Genomic DNA, 23,644 nt, shown 5'->3' on the forward strand with positions numbered 1-23,644 from the left:
CGCGGTTTCGGTTGGGACTGCCACGGCCTTCCGATTGAATCTCTCGTGCAGAACGAACTCGGTCTCGCGGGCGTTGCCGAAATTCAGAAGCTCGGTGTCGATAAGTTCAACGAAACCTGCCGCGGCAAGGTGCTCAAGTACACCAGCGAATGGAAGAAGACGGTGCGCCGCATGGGCCGCTGGGTGGACTTCGACAAGGGCTACAAGACCATGGACAAGAACTTCATGGAATCTGTGTGGTGGGTGTTCAAGCAGTGCTTCGACAAGGGCCTCATCTACCAGGGCTACCGCATCCAGCCGTACAGCCCGGCGCTTGCCACTCCGCTTTCGAACTTCGAAACGAACCAGGGCTATAAGGACCGTCAGGACCCGTCTCTCACGCTCATCTTCCCGCTCAACACGGACGAAGCCAAGTTCAAGGACACGAGCATCCTCGTGTGGACGACGACCCCGTGGACACTTTATTCCAACTTCTGCATTGTTGTTGGCCCGGATATGGACTACAACCTTGTGGAACAGGATGGCAAGAAGTACTGGATTGCCGCAAGCCGTACCGCTGCCTACTTCAAGAACACGAACATCGTGGATACCTGCAAGGGTTCCGAACTCGTGGGCAAGGACTACGAGCCGCTTTCCCGCATTTCCGATGCGTTCGTGACGCCGGACCAGCTGTCCCGCCACTACAAGATTTACCCCGCCGACTACGTGAGTACCGAAGACGGTACTGGCGCCGTGCATACCGCTCCTTCCTTTGGTGAAGAAGACTTCCAGAAGGGCGCTGAACTCGACCTCGGCCTTTTCGACCCGCTCGATACCGAAGGCAAGTTCACCGACAAGGTCCCGATGTGGAAGGGCCTCGGCGCAAAAGAAGCCGACAAGGAAATTATCCGCTATTTCAAGGAACAGGGCCGCGTGTTCAAGCAGGACGTGATTGTCCACAGCTACCCGCACTGCTGGCGTACCGGCGTTCCTCTGATTTACCGTGCCCTCAAGACGTGGTTCCTGAAGATTGATGCGCCTGTCACGAGCAAGGACGGCGTGACCAAGACTTTGAAGGAATGGATGGTCGAAAACAACCAGACCGTGAACTGGGTGCCGGACCACATCAAAAACGGACGCTTCGGCAAGTGGCTCGAAGGCGCCCGCGACTGGAACCTTTCCCGTAACCGCTTCTGGGGTACGCCGATTCCGGTGTGGCTCAGCGACGACGGCGACATGATTGCCGTGGGTTCCATCGAAGAACTCCAGCAGCTCACCGGCGTGAAGCTCGATGACTTGCACAAGCATTTTGTGGACAAGCTTACCATTGAAAAGAACGGTAAGGTTTACCGCCGTACGCCTGAAGTTTTCGACTGCTGGTTCGAATCCGGTTCTATGCCGTATGCTAGCCGCCATTACCCGTTCGAAAACAAGGAACTCGTGGAACGCAGCTTCCCGGCTGACTTCATCGCCGAAGGCCTTGACCAGACTCGTGGTTGGTTCTACACGCTGACCGTGCTTTCTAACGCTTTGTTCCAGAAGCCGGCTTTCAAGAACGTTATTGTGAACGGTATTATCTTGGCCGAAGACGGTTCCAAGATGAGTAAGTCCAAGCGCAACTACCCGGACCCGAACGACCTTATTGAACGCACGGGTGCCGACGCTATTCGCTTGTTCATGATTAACTCCGCCGCTTTGAAGGCCGAAGACCTGCGCTTCAGCGAAGAAGGCGTGAAGGGCATCGTGAAGCAGGTGATGTTGCCGCTCTGGAACGCCGTTGCATTCTTTGTCTCGAACCACAACGCCGACGCCGCCAAGGGCCAGCTCACGTGGAAACCCGGTCAGGAAGTCAAGAGCGATAACGAACTTGACCGCTGGATGCTTGCAACATTGCAGGATCTCGCTGCCAAGGTTGAAGTGGAAATGAAGGCTTACCGCCTGTACAACGTTGTGCCTGCTGTGATTGCCGCAGTTGATGACCTCACGAACTGGTACGTGCGCCGCAGCCGTCGCCGCTTCTGGAAGTCCGAAAACGATGGCGACAAGAACGCCGCCTACGCCACCATGTACAAGGTGCTGGTGGACTTCTCCAAGATTCTCGCTCCGTTCCTCCCGCTCCTCGCCGAAGAAATCTACCAGATTCTCGTTCGCGAAGTCGATGCCAACGCTCCGGTGAGCGTACACCTCTGCGAATTCCCGAGCGCCGACAAGTCCCTCATGGACGAAAAGCTCGTGGAACGCATCGCCATGGTGCGTGGCATGGTTGAAATGGGCCGCGTGATTCGTGCAACGAACAACGTAAAGAACCGTATGCCGATTGCCAGCATGACGGTGGTCGCTCACGGCACTGAAGAGAAGAACGTTGCTGAAACGATGAAGGACTTGATCCTCGAAGAACTCAACGTTCGCGAAATGAAGTTCTTGGAAGATGAGACGAAACTCGTGAAGCTCTCCGCCAAGCCGAACTTCCTTGCCATCAAGGCGAAGGGCCCGGATTACGCGAAGAACATGAAGGTGATTTCTGCCAAGCTGAATTCGCTGAGCGTTGACGAAATCAAGGCTCTGCAGAATGGCGAAACCATCAAGTTCGACTTCGGCGAAGTCGGTGCAGACTGCCTGATGCTCAACCGCATCGTGGCCGATGGCATGGCCGTGGAAGCCAACCAGCACTTCACCGTGGCTCTGGACCTGAAGATCACGGACGAACTCCGCCGCGCCTGCGTGGCCCGCGAACTTGTGAACCGCATCCAGAACAGAAGAAAGGATCAGAACTTTGCAATCTCTGACCGTATCAGCATTGAACTTTATTCTGAAAGCGAAGTGCTGAAACAGGCTGTAAAGGAAAACGAATCTTACATCAAGGGCGAGACCCAAGCTAACGCTATCGTGTGGAAGGATTCTGCTGCTGGCTTGCAGGAATCTGATGCAGATGGCGAAAAGGTCTTCGTTGAAGCTGTAAGATAACTGTCTCTAAGCCAACGATGCTGACGGGGAAGCGTTCAACTTCACGACTGTAAAGGCGTAATAAGGCTAGAGTCGCGCAATTGGCATCCTGAGCCCCGAAGGGGCGAAGGATCCAGACCCAAAACATTTATCCCCGGAATTCAAATTCCGGGGATATTGCGTTATACGCAAGACGGCTGCGGTTCCGAAATATCGAAACATGAATGTTTCGCTGCTTCGTAACCTTGCACGTTTTTTTGTATATTCATAACACCATGAAGTTTGTTAGGAATCTGATTTTTGCTTTAGCTTTGCTTTTGCCGGGTATTTCGATGGCTGAGGAAGGGTTTAGTCTTTATCCATATCCAATAGACTTTTCGATTGGGGGTGGACCAAGACTATTTTCAACTTCATTGGAATTTGTTTTAGGCTCTTGTGCAACACTCTATGAAACGCCAAAATCCGATTCTTTACAAAATTTTTTTGAGCCAAGACATGCACTAACATGGACTAATCGTATTCGGATGATTTATGATTACGACAATCATCAATATGGATTTCTTTTTCAACCAAGCATACGGTATATGTTCAAATTGATTGCATTCACTGCTGTAGTGGGCCCAGAAGTAGGATGGGAAACAGAAACAGGATTTGAATACGGAATGTCAGCTCGTGTTGGAGGACTTCCAGGATTGTTTTTGGCAAATTATGAAGTTGGCTATTTGATTAATTCCCAAAGGTTTTACTTTACGGTAGTATTTGATATGTTTTCTCTTTTGATGTTGTTAAGCGGGACGTGATTTCTACACAGGAAGCCAAAACACGGAGCATCCTTTTTTATATTCATAACATAATGAAGTTTATTCGTACTCTCGTTCTTCTTTTAGCCTTGCTCTTGCCGGGTTATTCCATGGCAGAAGCGGACTCAGTTTACACGCCCAAGACAAAAGCTACAGATTATATACCGATGCCAATTGGGTTTGAAATTGGTGGCAGAAGGTCTGTGGACGCCAGATGACGCGTTGATATGGATATTGAATGTTGAAGTTGGTTATTTTTTTTCGAAAAAAAAGAACCCATATGTGAGTTTTCTGTTCTCGCTATCCTTCCCGAGGTTTGGAATATTTGACCCGTAATTAAAAGAGTTGTTCTAAGAAAAAAGAGGGAATTTGATATTTTCCCTGGAATGCATTTTATCTATATTAAGATAAATTGATTACGAGTTGATGTGTATTATGAATTTTATTCATGTTTTTTTGTTGGTTCTTGTTTCGTTTACTTCTTTTTTGTGGGCCAAAACTTCGTATTATATTTTGCCGGTGCAATTTGAAGGTGTTCATGAAGATTATGCCAAGACCATATTCCATTTGACAAAAGAATATATCGAAAATGAAGGCGATGAAATTGTCTCCAATAAATCTGATTGCGATTTTTTATTGCAAATAAAGTTAATCTTAAAAGAAAAAGGAGTTGCTGTTGTTTTTGAAAAGATGAACGACAGTGGCGAAATCCTTTGGTCTTATGGTCACATAGCTTATTCGCCTGAGGGGTTTGTTCCTATTGTAAAACGTGTTGTTCGTAAAATGAATGCGTGGGAAAATGAATTTATTTGCGGATTTGGTTTTGGTGCCATGGGCTTGATTTCTTTGAATCGTTTTGTGGATTACAATTATGAACCTTTTATACAGTTTAATGTGGAATCCTTCAAGTTGGCGATGGATTTGGACATTGCTTATTTAGGATCAAAGCCTAAAGGTGTGCGAGGTTCCATGATGGGTATTTCATTTTCTGTAGCGTATATGTTTGGTCATCGTTTTGTAGTTCCCTATTTAGGAGCGGGTATGAATTACGCAATTTTTTCAACGGAAATAGAAAAGGAAGTCGAAAAAATGTATGGCGTAAAGGTCAAAGAGCCCTTTAGCGAAACGGGGCATACTCCGGGTTATTTTTTAGAAATGGGACTTTCGATGAAAATGAAAAATGAAATCCACATTATGCTTGAGTCTCGGTATTTTAGGGAACTTTATAAACAGAAGGATATTCTTGATGGCTCGAAAAGTATTGTTCATGGTTTTTCTGTTATGGTGAAGTTTGGTGTATGAGAAAGATTAGTCTATTGTTTTTGATGTTGTGGTTTGTTGGTTGCTCTTCTTATGTCCGCGTTCGCGTTTCGGATGGGGCTGGGGATTATTCTATTTATAGGAACGGTGAATTGGTGTGTTCGGCAAGCGATGCTTGCACTATTGAAAGTACGGTCGAAAGTGAAATGTATTTAGAAGCGAAAAAAGATAATGTTGTTTATGGTGCCGCTTATGTACATCGCCAAAAGCAAGATATTGACCACAGTCGTGATGATGAACGCGATTGGTTTACGGGGAAAACGAAGAAAGAGGAAAGGGAAGAGCTTGAAGCTGGGAATAGATCGTTAAGTTTCATATTTGCTTTTGTGTTTCCAGTGTTTTTGATTTGTATTGATTTTGGAAAATTCCCTAGCGAGTTTGTGATTCCTGTAGAAACGCCCGATTCTTCCGTTGAAAATTATCCTTGGGATCAGCCGTTAAGCAATGTCTATCGTTAATGGGGCTGAAAAAGTTTTTTTGTTTTTCAATATTTTGAAAACGGACCTAAAATGTTACGGGCTATTCGTGTAATATTTTACGATAAATGTAAAATTGAATGTTTAGCTTTACATATTTTGTAAAGCTTGGTTTTTTGTAAAATACAGAATAATTCCTTAAAATTGCCGTTTTTAGACGAATTTCGCGGTTTTTAACAATTTCTGTAAAATTGGCACGGTCTTTGCATATTGGGGGCGATAAATTAACCGCCTTCAATGGATTGTGCTTATGAATTTTTCAAAATGGACCGGGTTAGGTAACGATTTCGTGCTCCTGGAACCGGGTGAGTCGCTGGATTTTGGCAGCGGATTTGAACAGCGTATCATTAAACTTTGCGACCGCCGTTTCGGCATTGGTGCCGATGGCGTGGTCGCTGTGACACCGTTGGAAAACAATAACGGCGTGGATTTTGAAATGCGCATCTTTAATGCCGATGGTTCCGAGGCGGCGATGTGCGGGAATGCGACGCGCTGTGTCGCGAAGTACATTCAGACTCGCGGTCTTGCAAAAGATGCTGCTACCAAGGTTTTCAATTTGCATACGAAGAGCGGGCTTGTGCGCCCGACGCTTTTGGACGATGGGCGCGTGTGTGTTGACATGGGGCTTCCGAGGACGTTCCTTGGCTCGATTAAGCTTACGGCTGACTGCTATGATTTTACGGCCGAGACGGTCTCTATGGGCAATCCGCATGCGGTCATTTTTGTTGATGATATCGAAAAGATCCAACTTGAAAAATGGGGAAGTATTCTCGAGGTCGATAGGCAGTTCCCTGACCGTTGCAACATTGAATTTGCACAGGTAATTGCTCCCGGCAAGATCCGTATGCGTGTTTGGGAACGCGGCTGCGGTGTGACAATGGCTTGCGGAACTGGTAGCTGTGCAACTCTCGTGGCGGCCCAGCGTACAGGCCGAGTGGGCGTCGAAGCAGATGTTGTTCTTGATGGTGGCGTTTTGCACATCAAGCACGAAGACGGTGGCCCTGTCTTGATGACTGGCCCTGCGGAAGAAGTTTTCAAAGGAGATATCTGCGTTTAGCAATGAGCCGGGCGTTGCGGGCTGGCGATTGAAGCCCGCTAGAAAGGGTAGCGGATGCCGTTCCGGCAGAAGCGAGGGGAAGGCTTTCCCCACCCAGGATCCTTCGACTCCGCTCAGGATGACATCCCTAAAAATTAACACCTAATACCTAAAAAAATTATGAACGAATCTTACATTAACACCAATTACGATCGCCTTCCTGGCTCTTACTTGTTCTCGACCATTGCCCAGAAAATCAAGGAATATCAGAGCTCGCATGCAAATGCGGATATCATCCGTCTTGGCATTGGCGATGTGACGACTCCGCTTATTCCCGAGGTCATCAAGGCCATGCATGCGGCTGTAGACGAAATGGCGGTGAAGGGGACTTTCCGCGGTTACGGCCCGGAGCAGGGCTATGATTTTGTGCGCGAGGCGATTGTTCGTGGCGAATATACGGCCCGCGGCATTGAGATGGACCCGAACGATATTTTTGTGAGCGATGGTTCCAAGTGCGATGTGGCAAACATTCAGGAGCTTTTTTCAGAAAATGTAAAGATTGCAATTCCGGACCCGGTTTATCCGGTTTATTTGGATTCGAACGTGATGGCGGGACGCACGGGCGTGCTCCAGGCGGACGGTCATTTCTCGGAAGTGACTTACCTTGCTTCGACGGCGGAAAACGATTTCCAGCCGGACTTGCCGAAGAACCCGGTGCAGCTGATTTACCTTTGCAGCCCGAACAACCCGACGGGTACGGTGCTTAGCCGTGAAACACTCCAGAAGTTTGTCAACTACGCAAACGAAAATGGGGCCTTGATTTTGTTCGATGGCGCCTACAACTGCTACATTCAGGACGAAACGCTCCCGCATTCGATTTTTGAAATTCCGGGTGCCCGTACTTGCGCTATTGAATTCCGCAGCTTTAGTAAGACGGCAGGCTTTACGGGCGTGCGTTGCGCTTATACGGTCATTCCGCATGAACTTTCGAAACTCCATGCGATGTGGAACCGTCGCCAATGCACCAAGTTCAATGGCGTGAGCTATGTAACGCAACGTGCAGCCGAAGCGATTTATTCGCCGGTGGGCTGGCAGCAGACAAAGGAAGTCATTGCCGGTTACATGCGCACGGCTGGCGTTATCCGCAAGGAACTGACTGCAGCAGGTTACACAGTGTTCGGTGGTGAACATGCTCCGTACATTTGGTGGAAGATTCCGGATGGTGAAAAATCGTTCGACTTCTTTGACCGACTGCTTGCTACGTGCGAAGTTGTGGGGACGCCGGGAAGTGGCTTTGGCCCGTGTGGCGAAGGGTATTTCCGCTTGACGGCCTTCGGCGACTACGAACGCACCTGCGAAGCGCTGAGAAGAATCAGAGAGAAACTTTAGAGCTTAGAACTTAGAGCTTAGAACTTAGAACTTAGAACTTAGAACTTAGAACTTAGAACTTAGAACTTAGAACTTAGAACACTCTCTATTATCTTTAAGCAATTCTAAGCTCTGCCAACTAAGTTCTGCCAGCTAAGTTCTAAACTGCTAGTTACTAGGTCTTAAAAAATTTCTAGTAACTGATAACTATTAACTAGTAACTGCGCCGAAGGCGCGAATTCTAATTACTATCTTATGTCCATGCCCTCTTCTATCGGTCCTGAAATTTCGGTCATCCAGAAGATTAGCGTTGCGATTATTCACGAGCGCGATGTTGAAAAGTTGCTCGAGAATGTGCTTGGCATTTTGGAAACTGAACTTGGAATGCTGCGCGGAACTTTTGCGTTGCTCTTTGGCGATACGCTGAAAATCGAGGCTTCGCGCGGGCTTGACGAATCCGAAAAACAGCGTGGCTTTTACCATATGGGTGAAGGCATTACGGGGCACGTGGCCGAACGTGGCTTGAGCCATGTGATTCCGGACTTGCGCAAGGATTCCAGGTTCTTGAATCGTACGGGTAGCCGCCATTATGAATCTCAGGTGGCGTTTATTTGCGTGCCGCTGATTCATGACGGACAAGTTATTGGAACGCTTTCGATTGACCGCCCGGTGGACGGCTCGACGGATTTGGATCGCGATGTGGCGTTGCTCGAAATTATTGCAAATATCACGGGTGATGCGGCGAATGAATGCATTGAACTTCACGGTGAACGCGAAGCGATGCTCGAAGAAAACCGCAAGCTTCGCGATATGCTTTCGAATAATCCGGGTGAACTGGTAGGCAATTGCCGCGAGATGCGTCAGGTTTACGAACAAGTGCGCCAAGTGGCGCCGAGCGATGCTACGGTCTTGATTCGCGGCGGTAGCGGTACGGGTAAGGAAATGATTGCCCGTGCGATTGTGAACTTGTCTGCGAGAAAGGATAAGCCGTTCATTACGCTGAACTGCGCTGCGCTCCCAGAAAATCTTGTTGAAAGTGAACTTTTCGGCCATGAAAAGGGCGCCTTTACGGGGGCTTTGAACCGTCGTGTTGGCCGTGCCGAAGCGGCTGATGGGGGTACGCTCTTCTTGGATGAAGTTGGCGATTTGACGATGCAGACTCAGGTGAAGCTCTTGCGCTTTTTGCAGGAACGTACCTTTAGCCGTGTCGGTAGCAACGAAGAACTCCATTCTGATGTGCGCTTCTTGGCGGCGACGAGCCGTAATCTTGAAGAGCTCATTGCACAGGGCAAGTTCCGCGAAGACCTTTTCTACCGTCTGAATATTTTCCCGATCACGATGCCGGATTTGGCAAAGCGTAAGTCCGATATCATCTTGCTTGCGGAACACTTTATCGAAAAGATGAATTTGCGTTATGGCAAGAAGGTGGCTCGACTTTCGACGACGGCAATTAATTTGCTTATGAGCTATCACTGGCCGGGCAACGTGCGTGAACTGGAAAACTGCATTGAACGTGCGGTGCTTACGGCTACTGATGATTGCATCCATAGCTATAACTTGCCGCCTTCACTCCAGACCAGCCTGAGCGTTGGCTCTGTGGGTGGTGCCCCGAACGACAAGATTGCGCCTCTTGAAGTGATGATGGAAAATTACGAACGTGAAATCATTACTGAAGCGATTAAGCGCAATGATGGAAACATCTCTGCGGCAGGGCGCGATTTGGGCGTCTCTCCGCGTATGATGAATTACCGCATGAATAAGCTCGGGATTAAATCCGGACGATAGCGCTAGTTGTTTTATAGATAAAAAGGTTGTACGTTTTATGGCGTACAACTTTTTTTTGTTTCCTCGGAAAATTGTGTTGGCTGGATGCAAAAAAGTCACTCGCCAATGGCGAGTGACTTGTCTTCGGTTTTGATGTGCTTAAATCGTTTTACGAGTGCCGCGCATTTCAACGGCGGCTAGTAAATGAACAACATCTCACGATATTTCGGAAGCGGCCACTTTTCGTCCGGAACAATCTTTTCGAGAGAGTCCACAACCAAGCGGAGGTCGAGCATACCGTTCAAGATATCTTCGTGCTTCCCGGCGAGTGCCTTTTCCATCACTTCGATAGCGGAGAGCAACTTCTTGATGCCTTCACCAAGCGGCTTGGCGTAAGAATCGAGAGCCGGGAAGCCCTGGTTCAGAGCCATTTCGTTAGCCTTGAGAGCGGCGGAGTAAGCTTCGATAGCCTGCGGGAGAATGATGTCCTTGGCCATGTCGCGAGCGATTTCGCCTTCGATGTGAATCTTCTTGTGGTAGTCTTCCATGTTGACTTCGTAGCGGGAATCGAGTTCGCGCTTGTTGAACACGCCGTACTTTTCGAAGAGGGCAACGTTTTCTTTCTTGTTGAGTGCCTGGAGGGCTTCCATGGTGGTGCGGGTGTTCGGGAGGCCGCGCTTTGCAGCTTCTTCGACCCATTCGTCCGTGTAACCGTTGCCGTTGAAGATAACGCGCTTGTGTTCCTTGACGATCTTCTGCAAGAGGTTCTGGAGTTCTTCGTGGAACTTTTCTGCAGGAACGTTGGCGAGCTTGTCTGCGATGATGTCGAATGCTTCGGCGACGATCGTGTTGAGGATGACGTTCGGTTCAGAGCAGCTCTGGCTGGAGCCCGGTGCGCGGAATTCGAACTTGTTGCCAGTGAATGCGAACGGAGAAGTACGGTTGCGGTCCGTAGCGTCGCGCGGGAGCGGCGGGAGAGTGTCGGAACCGAGCTTGAGTGCGCCAGCCTGCTTGCTGGACTTCGGATCGCCTTTTTCGAGCTGGTCGACGACGTCAGCAAGCTGGTCGCCGAGGTACATGGAGATGATTGCCGGAGGAGCTTCGTTTGCGCCAAGGCGGTGGTCGTTACCAGCGCTTGCAACAGCCATACGGAGCAGGTCAGCGTGAGTATCGACGGCGTAAATCACAGCGCAGAGCGTGGTGAGGAAGATGGCGTTCTGGTGCGGGTCCTTACCTGGGTTCAAGAGGTTTGTCTTGCCGTAGTTCACGGACCAGTTGTTGTGCTTGCCGGAACCGTTGATGCCTGCGAACGGCTTTTCGTGCAGCAGGCACACGAGGCCATGACGGTCGGCGACCTGACGGAGGACTTCCATAATTTGCATGTTGTGGTCGCAAGCAAGGTTCACTTCTTCGAACATCGGGGCAAGTTCGAACTGGGCCGGAGCGACTTCGTTGTGGCGGGTCTTTGCCGGAATGCCGAGCTTCCAGAGTTCCTTTTCCACATCGTTCATGAAATTCAAAATGCGGGATGGAATGCTACCGAAGTAGTGGTCTTCCATCTGCTGGTGCTTAGCCGGAGCGGCACCGAACAAGGTGCGGCCAGCCTGGTAGAGGTCCGGGCGCTGGAGGTAGAAACGCTTGTCGACGAGGAAGTATTCCTGTTCGGCACCGAGCGTGACGGTGACCTTCTGCGGAGCGACGCCGAAGAGGCCCATGAGACGATCAGCGGATTTCTGCAAAGCCTGAATGGAGCGGAGGAGCGGAGTCTTCTTGTCGAGTGCTTCACCAGTGTAGCTGCAGAATGCGGTCGGGATGCAGAGCGTGGCGCCGTTGCCGTGACGTTTGATGAATGCGGGAGAGGTCGGATCCCAGGCGGTGTAGCCGCGGGCTTCAAACGTAGAGCGAAGGCCGCCGCTCGGGAAGGAAGATGCGTCCGGTTCGCCGACGATCAAGTTCTTGCCGCTGAACGCGAGGATGGCTTTGCCGTCTTCGGGTTCAAGGAAGGAATCGTGCTTTTCGGCGGTGGAACCGGTAAGGGGCTGGAACCAGTGCGTAAAGTGGGTGGCGCCGCGGTCGATTGCCCACTTCTTCATGGCGTGGGCGACTTCGCCTGCGATGCTCGGGTCGAGCGGTGCGCCGTCATCAATAGTAGCGAAGAGCTTTTTGCAAATGTCTTTCGGAAGGTAGGTGCGCATCGCTTCGGCGTTGAAAACATCTTCGCCGTAAAAGTCGATGTTTGCAGGTGCTGCGGGGAGGTTAGCGCCAACGTTTTCGCTGGCGATTTCCTTGATAGCTTTTAATCTGTATTCGTTGCTCATGGCAATCTCCTATTTGAATTTTCGGTCTGCCAAATGCAAAAAGTGTGCCAAAAGCTTATTTTTCGAAAAAATGCTAAAAATAAGTTCTTTTGCGATTTTTACAAAAATCAATAGTTTTCATTTTTTGAAATTATCGCTTGTAAATTACGGAATATGTAAAAGAGGGTGCTTCTACCAACAAAATTCCACCTATTAAGCTCCACCATCTAATTTCGACTAGTTGTCTGAGGTTTTTGGCAGTTTGTCTGTTTTTGCTTGAAATGGATGTTGTTGGATTTTATATTCAAGCCATCATGAAATTGAATGTGTTGTTTTTGGCTGTTGCTTTGGTATTATCTGGATGTAGTCTTTCTATAATCCATCCGCCTTCCGCTGCTGCGTTTATGGAAAAAGGCGATGGCGATTTGCAGAAAAATGTGGCGATGGCTTTTACTTCGGAACAAACCGAAAAGTATCCGCGTTACATTCCCTATAAAAGTGTAAAAAGTAAAATAGCTCCAAAGGATTACTCTTATAATGATGATGAAATTCCTTATCAAATAACATTTGATGTTCAAAAACAATTGGGAAATTTTAAAATTGGTGGAGGATTTGACTGGATTACGCCATATGTACAAGCAGGCTTTATTTCGGACTACTTTGGTGTAATGGGCTGGAGCAATATTTGTTTGTGGCAACTTGAGAAAAAAGAACACGCTTATTTTCAATGGGGTGGCGGTATTACAATTATTGAACAATTGCCTTTGCCTTCGGGTAATGTTCGCTTTGGTTTGACGCAACATATTTCCCGAAATGGTCGAGAAGCTTTTTTAGCAGAAGATGGTGCTATGTTTAATAGTTCTTCTGCCCCCGTCTTTTACGATGAAATCGGTGGTGGTGCTTATATTGCGTGGCATGCAGGAAAACGTCTCGGTCTTGGTGTCGAATTTCGTTATGGTCGTGATTTGACCTATAAAATTAAGGATTGGGATAAGGATTACGCTCACCCCATCGACCGTCTCACTTTGACTTTCAATCTCCAGTGGTGGTAAAATATCTCGATTACTATAAATCGGAATATATGTGTTTGTCTTTCTTAACTTTTTTTGTAAAAAGACGAATAATTTATAATCATATGTTCCATTAGGAGAGGTATGAAATGAAAAAAGTAGCGATCCTTTTGCTATTTGTTTGTTCTGTTGCCTTTGCGCAGAACGAATATGGTGCTTCTGTGTCTGCGAATGCTAGTACGGAATCGGTCGTGGCGACAGAATCTACTCCGGAGCCGGCTAAAGAAAGCAAGGATGCTTGGCATCAAGAATGGGAGAAACGTCGCCACAGTGTCAGTTTCATTGTCGGCTGGTGGCCTTTGACGGCCTGGCTTAACATTTTTATTCATGCGGCTAGTGATGAGAAGAGAGATCCCGACATGACTGCATATTCCTTTGCCTACGGTTATGAGGTTTACCGTTTGCTGGAACTCGGTCTCATGGTGGATTATACGACCGTTGCAGATAAGTCCGTCATTTCGGTTGTTCCTAGAGTAAAGTTCAATTTTATCAATAAAAAGTATTTCCGCATGTATATTTATGCGGGTGCCGGAGTGGTGTTCTGGGACGATGGCGCCTTCTTGATGATGAACGTCTCCTATCTGGGCTTTGAATTTGGCAATCCGATATCCTTTTTCGCAGAATGCGGTGGGGGCCAGGTGGGTATGCTAGCTGCCGGTCTCAAGTTCTCTTTCTAGAAGCGTTGATACTTGTATAGGTATAATTGAGTTTTACAATTTTTGTTGTTTTAGAAATTCTTTTTCATAAATTGTAAATGTTTAAGTCGGTTTTTCGGTGAAAAAATCGGCTTTTTACATTTTTTGGCGCTTTTTTCAATTAAAGGAGCGCTGTTTTGCATTTTATAAAATAGTTGGCACAGTTTTTGCAAAGAGGGGCGAAAAAGCAAAAAATGTAATATAAGGAATTTTATGAACGCTCAAGCACTTTACGATCCGGCCAACGAACACGACGCCTGCGGTGTCGGCCTGGTCGCTAATATTAATAATGTTGCCTCGCACCAGATAGTGTTGCAGGGTATCACGGTCTTGAAAAGACTTATGCATCGCGGTGCGGCTGGTGGCGACCCGGAAACGGGTGATGGCGCTGGCCTTTTGCTTTCTATGCCGCACAAGTTCTTCCGCAAGCTTTATCCGACGCTTCCGGCACGCTATGGCGTAGGCATGTTCTTTGTCGAAAATACGCTTGAAGCGGAATCCTTTGACGCCAAGATTCGTGAAGTTGCCGAAGCTGAAGGCGTGAAGGTTCTCCAGTTCCGTGAAGTTCCGGTAAACCCGACTAAGATTGGCCATACGGCTCGCGAAACCTTGCCGCATATTCGTCAGGTGTTCTTTGACGGTTCTGCTTTTGAAAACGACGGCGCGTTTGATATTAAGTTGTATGTTGTCCGCCGTCTGATTGAAAAGGCTTGCAAAGGTCTTTACGTCTGCAGCTGCAGCCGCCGTAGCATCGTGTACAAGGGCCTTTTGCTTGCAAGCCAGATTGAAGGCTTCTACAAGGACTTGAACGATCTCGATTTTGAATCCCCGATTGCACTTGTCCACCAGCGTTATTCTACGAATACGTTCCCGACTTGGCCCTTGGCCCATCCGTTCCGTTACCTCGCTCACAACGGCGAAATCAATACGTTGCGCGGTAACCTCAACAGCTTGCGCGCTCGTGAACCGCATTTGAAGAGCTCTGTTATCGGTGATGACTTGAAGAAGCTTTTGCCGCTCGTTCCGGGTGGTCAGAGTGACTCGGCTAGCCTTGATAATATGTTTGAACTTCTCGTCGCTGCGGGCCGTAGCCTTCCGCATGCGATGATGATGCTCATGCCGCAGGCCTGGGGCCAGAAGCATTACCTCGGCCGCGATGTGCGTGGCTTCTTTGAATATGAATCCATGCTCATGGAACCGTGGGATGGCCCGGCCGCTGTCGCATTCTCCGATGGTATTAACGCTGGTGCAATCCTCGACCGTAACGGCCTCCGTCCGGCACGTTACACTTTATGTAAAGACGGTCTCTTCGTGATGGCTTCTGAAACGGGCGTGCTTGACTTGCGCGATGACGAAGTCGAAGAAAAGGGCCGCCTCAAACCGGGTGAAATCATTTATCTCGATTTGGAAAATCACCGCATCTTGAAGAATGCTGAAATGAAGGCTCAGGTTGCCCGTAGCAAGCCTTACCGACGCTGGGTTGCCGAAAACAAGATGAGCGTACGTGGCCTCTTTAGCGAAATCAATCCCTCTGATGTTCCGGATGACTTGCTCGTGCAGCAGAAGCGCTTTGGCTATTCTGCCGAAGATTTGTCTGTCATCTTGAAGCCGATGGCCAAAAACGGTGCAGAACCGATTGGCTCCATGGGTAACGATGCCGCACTTGCCGTGCTTTCGGACAAGCCTCAGCCGCTGTTCAACTACTTCAAGCAGCTGTTCGCCCAAGTGACGAACCCGCCGATTGACCCGATCCGTGAAGAACTTGTGATGAGCCTTACGACTTACATCGGTAACCACGGCAACATTCTTGAAGAAACTCCGGAACAGGCGCATCTCATCAAGATTCCGCGCCCGATTGTGACGGAAGATGAAATCCGCCGCTTTGAAAATATCGGTGATAAGAGCTTCAAGGCTAAGGTGCTCAAGATGCAGTTCCCGCTGGGCGGAAACGGCGAAGTGCTCGAAGCCGCTTTACAGAATTTGGCTGGTGATGCCGTGCGTGCTGTGAACGACGGCTTTGATATCATCGTGCTTTCGGATAAGAACATTGACTGGGGCTATGTGCCGATGCCTTCGCTTTTGGCAACGGCTTGCGTGAACCGCACCTTGGTCGAAGCCGGTGTTCGTCCGGAAATCGGTTTGATTGTGCAGTCCGGTGAAGTCCGCGAAGTTATGCACTTTGCTTTGTTGCTCGGTTACGGTGCAACGGTCATCAACCCGTACCTTGCATTCCAGAGCCTTACCAGCATGTGCCATAGCGGCGACTTGGATGTTGATCCGGTGACGGCTGCAGCAAACTATGTAAAGGCTGTGGACAAGGGCCTCTTGAAGATTATGTCGAAGATGGGTATCTCAACGCTCCGTAGCTACCGCAGTGCCCAGATTTTTGAAGCTGTCGGCTTGAACAAGGAACTAGTCGAAAAGTTCTTGCCGGGTACGGCTAGCCGCATCGAAGGTATTGGCCTTGAAGAAATCGCCCGCGAAGTGGGTGAACGCCAGAACGTCGCATTTGCCGATGCAAGCAAGGTCTTGCAGTCGGGTGGCCAGTACAGCTTCCGCAAGGAAGGCGAAAAGCACTTGTGGACTCCGCAGTCGCTCGCTACATTCCGCCAAGCTGTGCAGGGTGGCGATTACGAAAAGTTCAAGGCTTACAGCAAGCTCATTAACGACCAGTCTGAACGTCAGGCGACTTTGCGTGGCCTCTTCAAGTTCAAGCAGACGACTCCGATTGATATTTCTGAAGTCGAATCCCGCGAATCCATTATCCACCACTTTGTTGCAGGCGCTATGAGCCTTGGCTCCTTGAGCCCAGAAGCCCACGAAACGATTGCTATTGCCATGAACCGCATCGGTGCCATGAGCAACTGCGGTGAAGGTGGTGAAGATCCGGACCGCAATACTCCTGCCGCAAACGGCGATATCCGTAGCTCCGCTATTCGTCAGATTGCTTCGGGCCGCTTTGGCGTGACGATTGACTACTTGCGCCATGCGAAGGATTTGCAAATCAAGATGGCTCAAGGTGCAAAGCCGGGTGAAGGCGGTCAGCTGCCGGCACATAAGGTGAACGAATTTGTGGCACGAATACGCCACTCGATTCCGAACGTGTCGCTGATTTCTCCGCCGCCGCACCATGACATTTACTCCATCGAAGACTTGGCTCAGCTCATTTACGACTTGCGCAATGCAAACCCGAAGGCTCGTGTCTCTGTGAAACTCGTTTCTGAAGTGGGCGTGGGTACGATTGCTGCCGGTGTCGCAAAGGCTCATGCCGACGTGGTGCTCATTTCTGGCCATGATGGCGGTACGGGTGCTTCTCCGCTTACTTCTATCAAGCATGCAGGTCTTCCGTGGGAACTCGGTATTGCCGAAGCGGAACAGACGCTTGTCCTCAATGACTTGCGTAGCCGCGTGAAACTCCAGGTCGATGGCCAGCTCAAGACGGGCCGTGACGTGGTGGTGGCAGCCCTCCTCGGTGCCGAAGAATTTGGCTTTGCCACGAACTTGCTCGTTAGCCTTGGCTGTGTGATGGATAGAAAGTGCCACACGAACCAGTGCCCGATGGGTATTGCAACGCAGGATCCGGAATTCCGTAAGCGCTTTGCCGGTAAGCCGGAATACGTTGAAAACTTCCTCTACTTCATTGCAGACGAAGTCCGTGAAATCTTGGCAAGCCTTGGCCTGCGTTCTCTCGAAGAAGCATGCGGCCGTAGCGACTTGCTCGAACGCGATGAAGCTATCGCCTTCTACAAGGCTCATAACCTTGACTTCTCGAAGATTTTTGAAACCGTCAATGGCGGCATCAAGTCTTACGACAAGAACTATGTGAAGGAAGCACTCGAAAACTTTGACCGTCGTGAACTCTTGCCGTTCGTTAGCGATACGCTCAAGAGCGGTGCCAATGTGGAACTCTGCACGGTTGTTCACAATACCGACCGTACGGTGGGTACGGAACTTTCCGGTGAAGTTGATGAACGCTTTGGCGTGAAGGGTCTCCCTGAAGATACGATTAAGGTTCACTTGCACGGTGTGGCTGGTCAGAGCTTCGGTGCGTTCCTTGCTCCGGGTGTAACGCTTGACCTCGAAGGTGAAGCAAACGACTTTATGGGTAAGGGCCTCTCGGGTGGTAAGATTATCGTCCGCCCGCCTAGCAATGCAAGCTTCAAGGCTGAAGACAACGTCATTGCCGGTAACGTTATCGGTTACGGTGGAACTTCTGGTAAGATCTTCATCAACGGTCTTGCTGGTGAACGCTTCGGTATCCGTAACTCCGGTATGCTCCTCGTCTCGGAAGGTGTTGGCGACCATGGTTGCGAATACATGACGGGTGGTCGCGTGGTTGTGCTCGGCCGCGTGGGCGTGAACTTCGCTGCCGGTATGACGGGTGGCTTTGCTTACGTGTACGACGAAACAGGTCACTTCGACTTGAGCTGTAACGTAGATTCTGTGGACCTTGAAAGCGTGCTTCCGGGTACCGATAGCGAAAAGGAATTGCTCGATATCATCGGTCAGCATGTGAAGGCTACAGGCAGTGAAAAGGGCAAGCGCATTCTTGAAAACTGGAATAGCGAACGTCCGAAATTTGTGAAAATATTCCCGGTGGATTACAGGAACGCATTGGCTATGGGAGGGTGTAGGTAATAGGTGGTAGGTATTAGGAATATAATCACGGCGAAGCCGTCCTTAAAAGTTTGCACAAGCGCAAGAAACTTTGCCTAAGACCTGTAACCTAAAACCTGTTACCTCAAATTGGAGATTTGATATGCAACAAATTAAGCGCATACAAGATGTCTACCGCCCTGTTGAAGAGCGCGTCAAGGACAACAAGGAAGTTGAACGTAAACTCACTTCTATTGAAGTGGTAAACCAGGCGGGCCGTTGCCATAGTTGCGGCATTCCGTTCTGCCATGGCGCTGGTTGCCCGCTTGGTAACCTTGTTCCGGAATTCAATGCCGCCGTTGCTTTAGGGAATGCAGAACGTGCTTACGACATTATCAGTAAAACCGCGTTCTTCCCTGAATTTACGGGTCGTGTTTGCCCCGCACTTTGCGAATCTGCTTGCACAGGCAATGTCCATAATGATCCGGTGATGGTCCGCCAGATTGAAAAGTTCATTATCGAGACTGCTTTTGAAGAAGGCCGTGTGGTGCTCCCCGAAGCGGAACCGAATGGCAAGACGGCGGCTGTGATAGGCTCTGGCCCTGCCGGGCTCTTTGCTGCCGAAGCGCTGCGTCGTAAGGGTTTTGCTGTCACGGTTTACGAAAAGCGTGAAAAGGCCGGTGGCCTGTTGCGCTACGGTATTCCGAACTGGAAACTCGACAAGTCTGTGATTGACCGCCGCGTGGCTTTGCTTGAAGCTGCTGGAATCAAGTTTGTCTATAACACCGAAATCGGTAAGGATATTGCTGCGGAGTATATCCACAAGAATTTTGACGAAGTGTTCCTTGCAATTGGTACACCGAATGCCCGTGACCTTAAAATCCCGGGCCGCGATGCCGAAGGCATTTTCCTTGCTCTCGACTTCTTGCATGGTGCCGAAAAGCCGGGCGAGACGAATCCGGAAAAGTTCTCCGCCAAGGGCCGCAAGGTGCTTGTGATTGGCGGTGGCGATACGGGTAACGACTGCGTGGGTAAGGCCATTCGTGAAGGTTGCGAAAGCGTTTTGCAAGTGGAATTCATGCCGAAGCCGCCTGAGGAACGTTCTCCGTCCACTCCGTGGCCGGATTGGCCGTATATGTTGCGTACAAGTTATGCCCAGCACGAAGGTGGTGAACGTCGCTGGAATGTGTCGTCCAAGCAGTTTATTGTGAAAGACGGTCGCGTTGCCGGTGTCGAAGCGGTCCGCGTGGAATGGGAAATGTCCCCGCAGGGGCGTCCGCTCAAGCCTGCTGAAGTTCCGAATTCGACCGAAGTCATCGATACGGATTTGGTGGTGCTTGCTATGGGCTTTACCGGTGTGCCTGCCGAAGGTATCGTGAATGATTTGGGTCTTTCGCTCACTCCGCGTACAGCGATTATCCAGGATCCTTCTCGCCATATTTATGCGGTGGGTGACTGCGCTAATGGTGCATCCCTTGTGGTGCGCGCCATGGCCGATGCCAAGGCAAAAGTTGCTACAATTAAGTAGCGGAGTTTTATAACCAAAAAAGATATGTTTGGATTCTATCGATTTGCGAGCGTTTCCCCGGTCTTGAAGGTGGCCGATACTGCCTACAATACCGAGGAAATCATCAAAAGTGCGAAGGAAGCTGCCTCTAACGGGGCGGCTTTTGTCGTATTCCCGGAGCTGTGCATTACGGGTTACACGTGTAGCGATCTGTTCCATCAGGAACAGCTGTTGCAGAATAGTTTTAACGCTTTATTGAAAATCGCGGGTGCTTTTGCCGATAGCGATGTTGTTCTTGCTGTGGGGCTTCCGCTTCGAATGTTTGGACGCTTGTACAACTGTGCCGCATTCTTACAACATGGCAAACTCGTTGCTGTGACGCCCAAGATTCATTTGCCGAATCAGCGTGAATTCTATGAGAAACGCCATTTCTCGAGCGGTCGTGACTTGTTGCGTGGTGCTGCTTGTGGCTCTGCCGGGGCCATCCGTTGCTATTTCGATGGCGTTGGCGAAGTGCCTGTGACGAATTACTTTACTGTAAAGTGCGGTGCGCCTGGTCAAGCGGGTAGCGGTTGCGCTGGTTCCGAAGTCCGCGTTGGCGTTGAACTTTGTGAGGACTTGTGGACGCCTGTACCGCCGAGCGGTGAACTTGCACTTGCCGGTGCAAATGTAATTGTAAATTTGTCTGCAAGCGATGATCTCGTGGGTAAACGCGATTACCGCAGGAACCTCGTGCTGAACCAATCGGCAAGATGTATGGCTGCCTACGTGTATGCGTCTGCGGGTGTTCATGAATCGACAACGGATATGGTTTTTAGCGGTCACTTGATGATTGCTGAAAATGGTTCGTTGATTGCCGAAAGTAAGCCTTTCTCGCGTGAAACAGAAATCGTTTACGCGGATGTTGATGTTGAACGTTTGAACATGCAGCGCTTGAGTGAGGGCTCGTTCCAGGATTTTGATAGTCGTGAAATTGTGGCTCGTGCATCAAGTTTTAATGGCTTGCGTGCCGTCAAAAAATTGCAATACCGGTTTGTTTCTCCGACGCCGTTTGTGCCGGGTTCTTTAGAATCTCGCGACCAGTCTTGCACTGAGGTTTTCAATATCCAGTGTGCGGGTCTTGCAAAACGTCTAGAAGCTTCTCGCTCCAAGCGTGCCGTGATTGGACTTTCGGGCGGCCTCGATTCGACGCTTGCGTTGCTCGTTGTCGCAGAAACGTTCAAGTTGCTGAAACGCCCTGCGCTAGAAATTTTGTCGCTTACAATGCCTGGATTTGGAACGACAAAGCGCACAAAGAATAATGCCGTTTTACTTGCGGAACTTTTGGGCGTTGAACTGCGGACTGTGAGCATCAAGGATGCGTGCCTCCAACATTTCAGGGATATCGGCCATGACCCTCAAAAACTTGACGTGACGTACGAAAATGTCCAGGCGCGCGAACGCACGCAGATTCTGATGGATGTCGCGAATAGCGAAGGCGGAATTGTGATTGGAACGGGCGACCTTTCCGAGATTGCGCTTGGCTGGAGCACGTACAATGCCGATCACATGTCGATGTATGCGGTCAACTGCGATATTCCCAAGACGCTTGTGCGCCATATCGTACACTGGTATGCGGACAATTCACTGAAGTTTAGTGCCGATGCTAAAACGGCGATGGAATTGAAGAAGGTCTTGTACGACATTCTCGATACGCCTGTGTCGCCGGAACTTTTGCCTGCCGATAATAACGGACAAATTGCGCAGAAGACCGAAAGCATTTTGGGTGCGTACGAAATCCACGATTTCTTCCTCTATCATTTTGCCAAGTACGGTGCAACTCCGCAAAAACTTTTATTCCTTGCGAAGTACGCATTTGCGGGCAAGTTTACGGATGAAGAAATTGAAAAAGCGCTCTCTGTCTTTGTGTGTCGATTCTTTACGCAACAGTTCAAGCGAAGCTGCATTCCGGATGGTCCGAAGGTCGGAACGATTTCACTTTCGCCCCGTGCGGACTGGCGCATGCCTAGCGATGCAAGTTTTGCGGACTGGCTTTAAAAAGTGAAAGACGTTTAACCTGCGACTTTGCACGGACAATTTTTTCTTTAAATCTTTTTGCAGTAACATGAAACCCCGGAACTTTCGTTCTGGGGTTGATTCGTCAACAGAGATTCTTTTTTGTATTTGTGCTTTAGCCGCAACGAGTCTTGTTCGTGTCAATCCCGATGTAGTCCGGATAGTTGTTGTCGAAACAGGCGGCGCAGTAATTTTCGCCTTCGCCCGTGCATTCCTTCATTCCTTCGACGCTTAAGTAGCCGAGGCTTTCGACGCCGAGCATTTTGGCGATTTCGTCTGGAGTCATGGAGCTTGCTGCAAGTTCGCCTTGGCTCGGGAAGTCCATGCCGAAGAAACAGGGATGTGCTACAGGAGGTGATGCAATACGGATGTGGACTTCGAGAGCGCCTGCATCGCGGAGCATTTTGGACAAAATCTTAAGCGTGGTGCCGCGAACGATCGAGTCTTCGACGACGCATACGCGCTTGTTTTTAAGAACGCCTACGATGGGGTTGAATTTTAGTTTGACTTTTTGTTCGCGGACGTTTTGCGTGGGGTCGATAAATGTGCGGCCTACATAGTGGTTACGCAAAAGGCCGATTTCAAATCGAATGCCGCTAGCTTGTGCGTAGCCGAGCGCAGCGGTTGTTGCGCTGTCGGGTACGGAAATCACGATGTCCGCATCAACAGGACATTCCTTGGCGAGCTGCTTACCCATCTTGCGGCGGATCTTGTCGCAACTTTGTTCAAAAATCTTTGAATCGGGACGGCTGAAGTAGATGTATTCAAAAATGCAGTGCGCTAGTCTGTCTTTTTGCGTGAATCGTTCCGAGTGAAGCCCGTTTTGTGAAATTGTCAGGAATTCGCCAGGCTGGATGTCGCGAACGTAATGGGCGCCGAGCAAGTCGAATGCGCAGGTTTCGCTAGCGACGCACCAGGATTTTCCCATACGTGCGATGGAAAGTGGCCTAAATCCATAGCCATCGCGGGCAACGTACATGGTGTCCTTGCTGATAAAGACAAGGCAAAAACTTCCTGTGAATTTTGTAATCGCTTTTTTGATTGCTTCGCCCAAAGTATCTGCGTGGGTACGTGCAATTTCGTGGAGGAGAATTTCGGAATCAGATGTTGTCTGAAAAATATGTCCGTCGGCTTCCATCTCGGCGCGGAGCTCGTTAGCGTTGGTGATGTTTCCGTTGTGTGCAACGGCGATTTGTCCCCATTTACAACTGACGAGAATCGGCTGCGCGTTTGCGAGTGTGGATGCCCCCGTGGTGCTGTACCGTACGTGGCCTATGCCAGAAAAACCTTGCAATTCGTCAATATTGTGTTCCCGCAAGAGCGTGGAAACGAGCCCCATTGATTTTCGAATTCGTATTTTATCGCCGTCTGTAACAGCAATGCCTGCGCTTTCTTGGCCGCGGTGCTGTAATGCGTAGAGCCCCATAGCGACGTTGCGTGCCACGTTATCGCCGTTATAGATGCCGATAACGCCGCATTCTTCATGTAATTCTTCGAGCATAATGCCTCTTGTGAATGGATGTTTCCCTTACCTTCATGGTCATAGCCCACCCGGACGGGTGCAAGCGAGGAAACGGACGATTTGGAGAAGCAAAAAATGTGCCAAAATTTGAAGGGTGCCGTTTTCCGTGAAAAAGAAACGATTTTGCAGGGTAGAAAAGTAATTTGGGTTATTATAAGAATTTTTGCTTTACATAAAACGTAAAACCCCGGAACATTAGTTCCGGGGTACTTTAGT

At 49.5% G+C, this 23,644-nt stretch carries 14 protein-coding genes; 12 read left to right on the forward strand and 2 right to left on the reverse strand.

Translation table 11 applies throughout. The features are described from left to right. The 7 genes from ileS to B3A20_RS14965 form a co-directional block, all read left to right on the forward strand. The coding region (gene ileS, locus B3A20_RS14935; protein WP_290766495.1) for an isoleucine--tRNA ligase at positions 1–2,943 on the forward strand (2,943 nt) is incomplete at its 5' end. Positions 2,944–3,197: 254 nt separating this feature from the next. Further along, positions 3,198–3,722, forward strand: a complete 525-nt coding sequence (locus tag B3A20_RS14940; RefSeq protein WP_290766496.1) for a hypothetical protein — start codon at positions 3,198–3,200, stop codon at positions 3,720–3,722. A 435-nt stretch (positions 3,723–4,157) separates the two neighbouring features. Further along, positions 4,158–5,024 carry a hypothetical protein gene (locus B3A20_RS14945; protein ID WP_290766498.1) on the forward strand — a complete coding sequence of 289 codons (867 nt, stop codon included), beginning with the start codon at positions 4,158–4,160 and terminating at the stop codon, positions 5,022–5,024. Further along, on the forward strand, positions 5,021–5,500 hold the full coding sequence (locus B3A20_RS14950; RefSeq protein ID WP_290766501.1) for a hypothetical protein: 480 nt from the start codon (positions 5,021–5,023) through the stop codon (positions 5,498–5,500). The genes B3A20_RS14945 and B3A20_RS14950 overlap by 4 nt, the downstream gene beginning before the upstream one ends. 268 nt (positions 5,501–5,768) lie before the next feature. Continuing rightward, a complete protein-coding gene (dapF, locus tag B3A20_RS14955; RefSeq protein ID WP_290766504.1) occupies positions 5,769–6,575 on the forward strand; it encodes a diaminopimelate epimerase in 807 nt (268 codons plus the stop codon). Positions 6,576–6,734: 159 nt separating this feature from the next. Beyond that, the gene (locus B3A20_RS14960; protein ID WP_290766507.1) at positions 6,735–7,943 is read left to right on the forward strand and encodes an LL-diaminopimelate aminotransferase; all 1,209 of its coding nucleotides are present in this window, start codon (positions 6,735–6,737) and stop codon (positions 7,941–7,943) included. Between the two features lie 234 nt (positions 7,944–8,177). Continuing rightward, a complete protein-coding gene (locus B3A20_RS14965) occupies positions 8,178–9,707 on the forward strand; it encodes a sigma 54-interacting transcriptional regulator (protein ID WP_290766509.1) in 1,530 nt (509 codons plus the stop codon). 176 nt (positions 9,708–9,883) lie between these two features. On the opposite strand, the gene B3A20_RS14970 is transcribed toward B3A20_RS14965, so the two are convergent. Beyond that, positions 9,884–12,004, reverse strand: a complete 2,121-nt coding sequence (locus B3A20_RS14970) for a glutamine synthetase III (protein ID WP_290766512.1) — start codon at positions 12,002–12,004, stop codon at positions 9,884–9,886. Positions 12,005–12,237: 233 nt separating this feature from the next. On the opposite strand from B3A20_RS14970, the gene B3A20_RS14975 reads away from it, so the two are divergent. The 5 genes from B3A20_RS14975 to B3A20_RS14995 all read left to right on the forward strand — a co-directional run bounded on the left by B3A20_RS14975 (position 12,238) and on the right by B3A20_RS14995 (position 21,888). Next, positions 12,238–13,035, forward strand: a complete 798-nt coding sequence (locus B3A20_RS14975) for a hypothetical protein (protein WP_290766515.1) — start codon at positions 12,238–12,240, stop codon at positions 13,033–13,035. Between the two features lie 107 nt (positions 13,036–13,142). Then, positions 13,143–13,730 (forward strand): hypothetical protein, encoded by a 588-nt coding sequence (locus B3A20_RS14980; protein WP_290766518.1) that lies wholly within the window; start codon positions 13,143–13,145, stop codon positions 13,728–13,730. A 231-nt stretch (positions 13,731–13,961) separates the two neighbouring features. Continuing rightward, the gene (gltB, locus tag B3A20_RS14985) at positions 13,962–18,386 is read left to right on the forward strand and encodes a glutamate synthase large subunit (RefSeq protein WP_290766521.1); all 4,425 of its coding nucleotides are present in this window, start codon (positions 13,962–13,964) and stop codon (positions 18,384–18,386) included. A 121-nt stretch (positions 18,387–18,507) separates the two neighbouring features. Next, the gene (locus B3A20_RS14990; protein ID WP_290766523.1) at positions 18,508–19,872 is read left to right on the forward strand and encodes a glutamate synthase subunit beta; all 1,365 of its coding nucleotides are present in this window, start codon (positions 18,508–18,510) and stop codon (positions 19,870–19,872) included. A 24-nt stretch (positions 19,873–19,896) separates the two neighbouring features. After that, the gene (locus tag B3A20_RS14995; RefSeq protein ID WP_290766525.1) at positions 19,897–21,888 is read left to right on the forward strand and encodes an NAD(+) synthase; all 1,992 of its coding nucleotides are present in this window, start codon (positions 19,897–19,899) and stop codon (positions 21,886–21,888) included. A gap of 133 nt (positions 21,889–22,021) precedes the next feature. On the opposite strand, the gene purF is transcribed toward B3A20_RS14995, so the two are convergent. Beyond that, positions 22,022–23,407 carry an amidophosphoribosyltransferase gene (gene purF / locus B3A20_RS15000; protein WP_109572770.1) on the reverse strand — a complete coding sequence of 462 codons (1,386 nt, stop codon included), beginning with the start codon at positions 23,405–23,407 and terminating at the stop codon, positions 22,022–22,024. Positions 23,408–23,644: the final 237 nt, after the last annotated feature.

This window comes from Fibrobacter sp. UBA4297 (assembly GCF_002394865.1).
In the GTDB taxonomy this organism is placed as follows: Bacteria; Fibrobacterota; Fibrobacteria; order Fibrobacterales; family Fibrobacteraceae; genus Fibrobacter.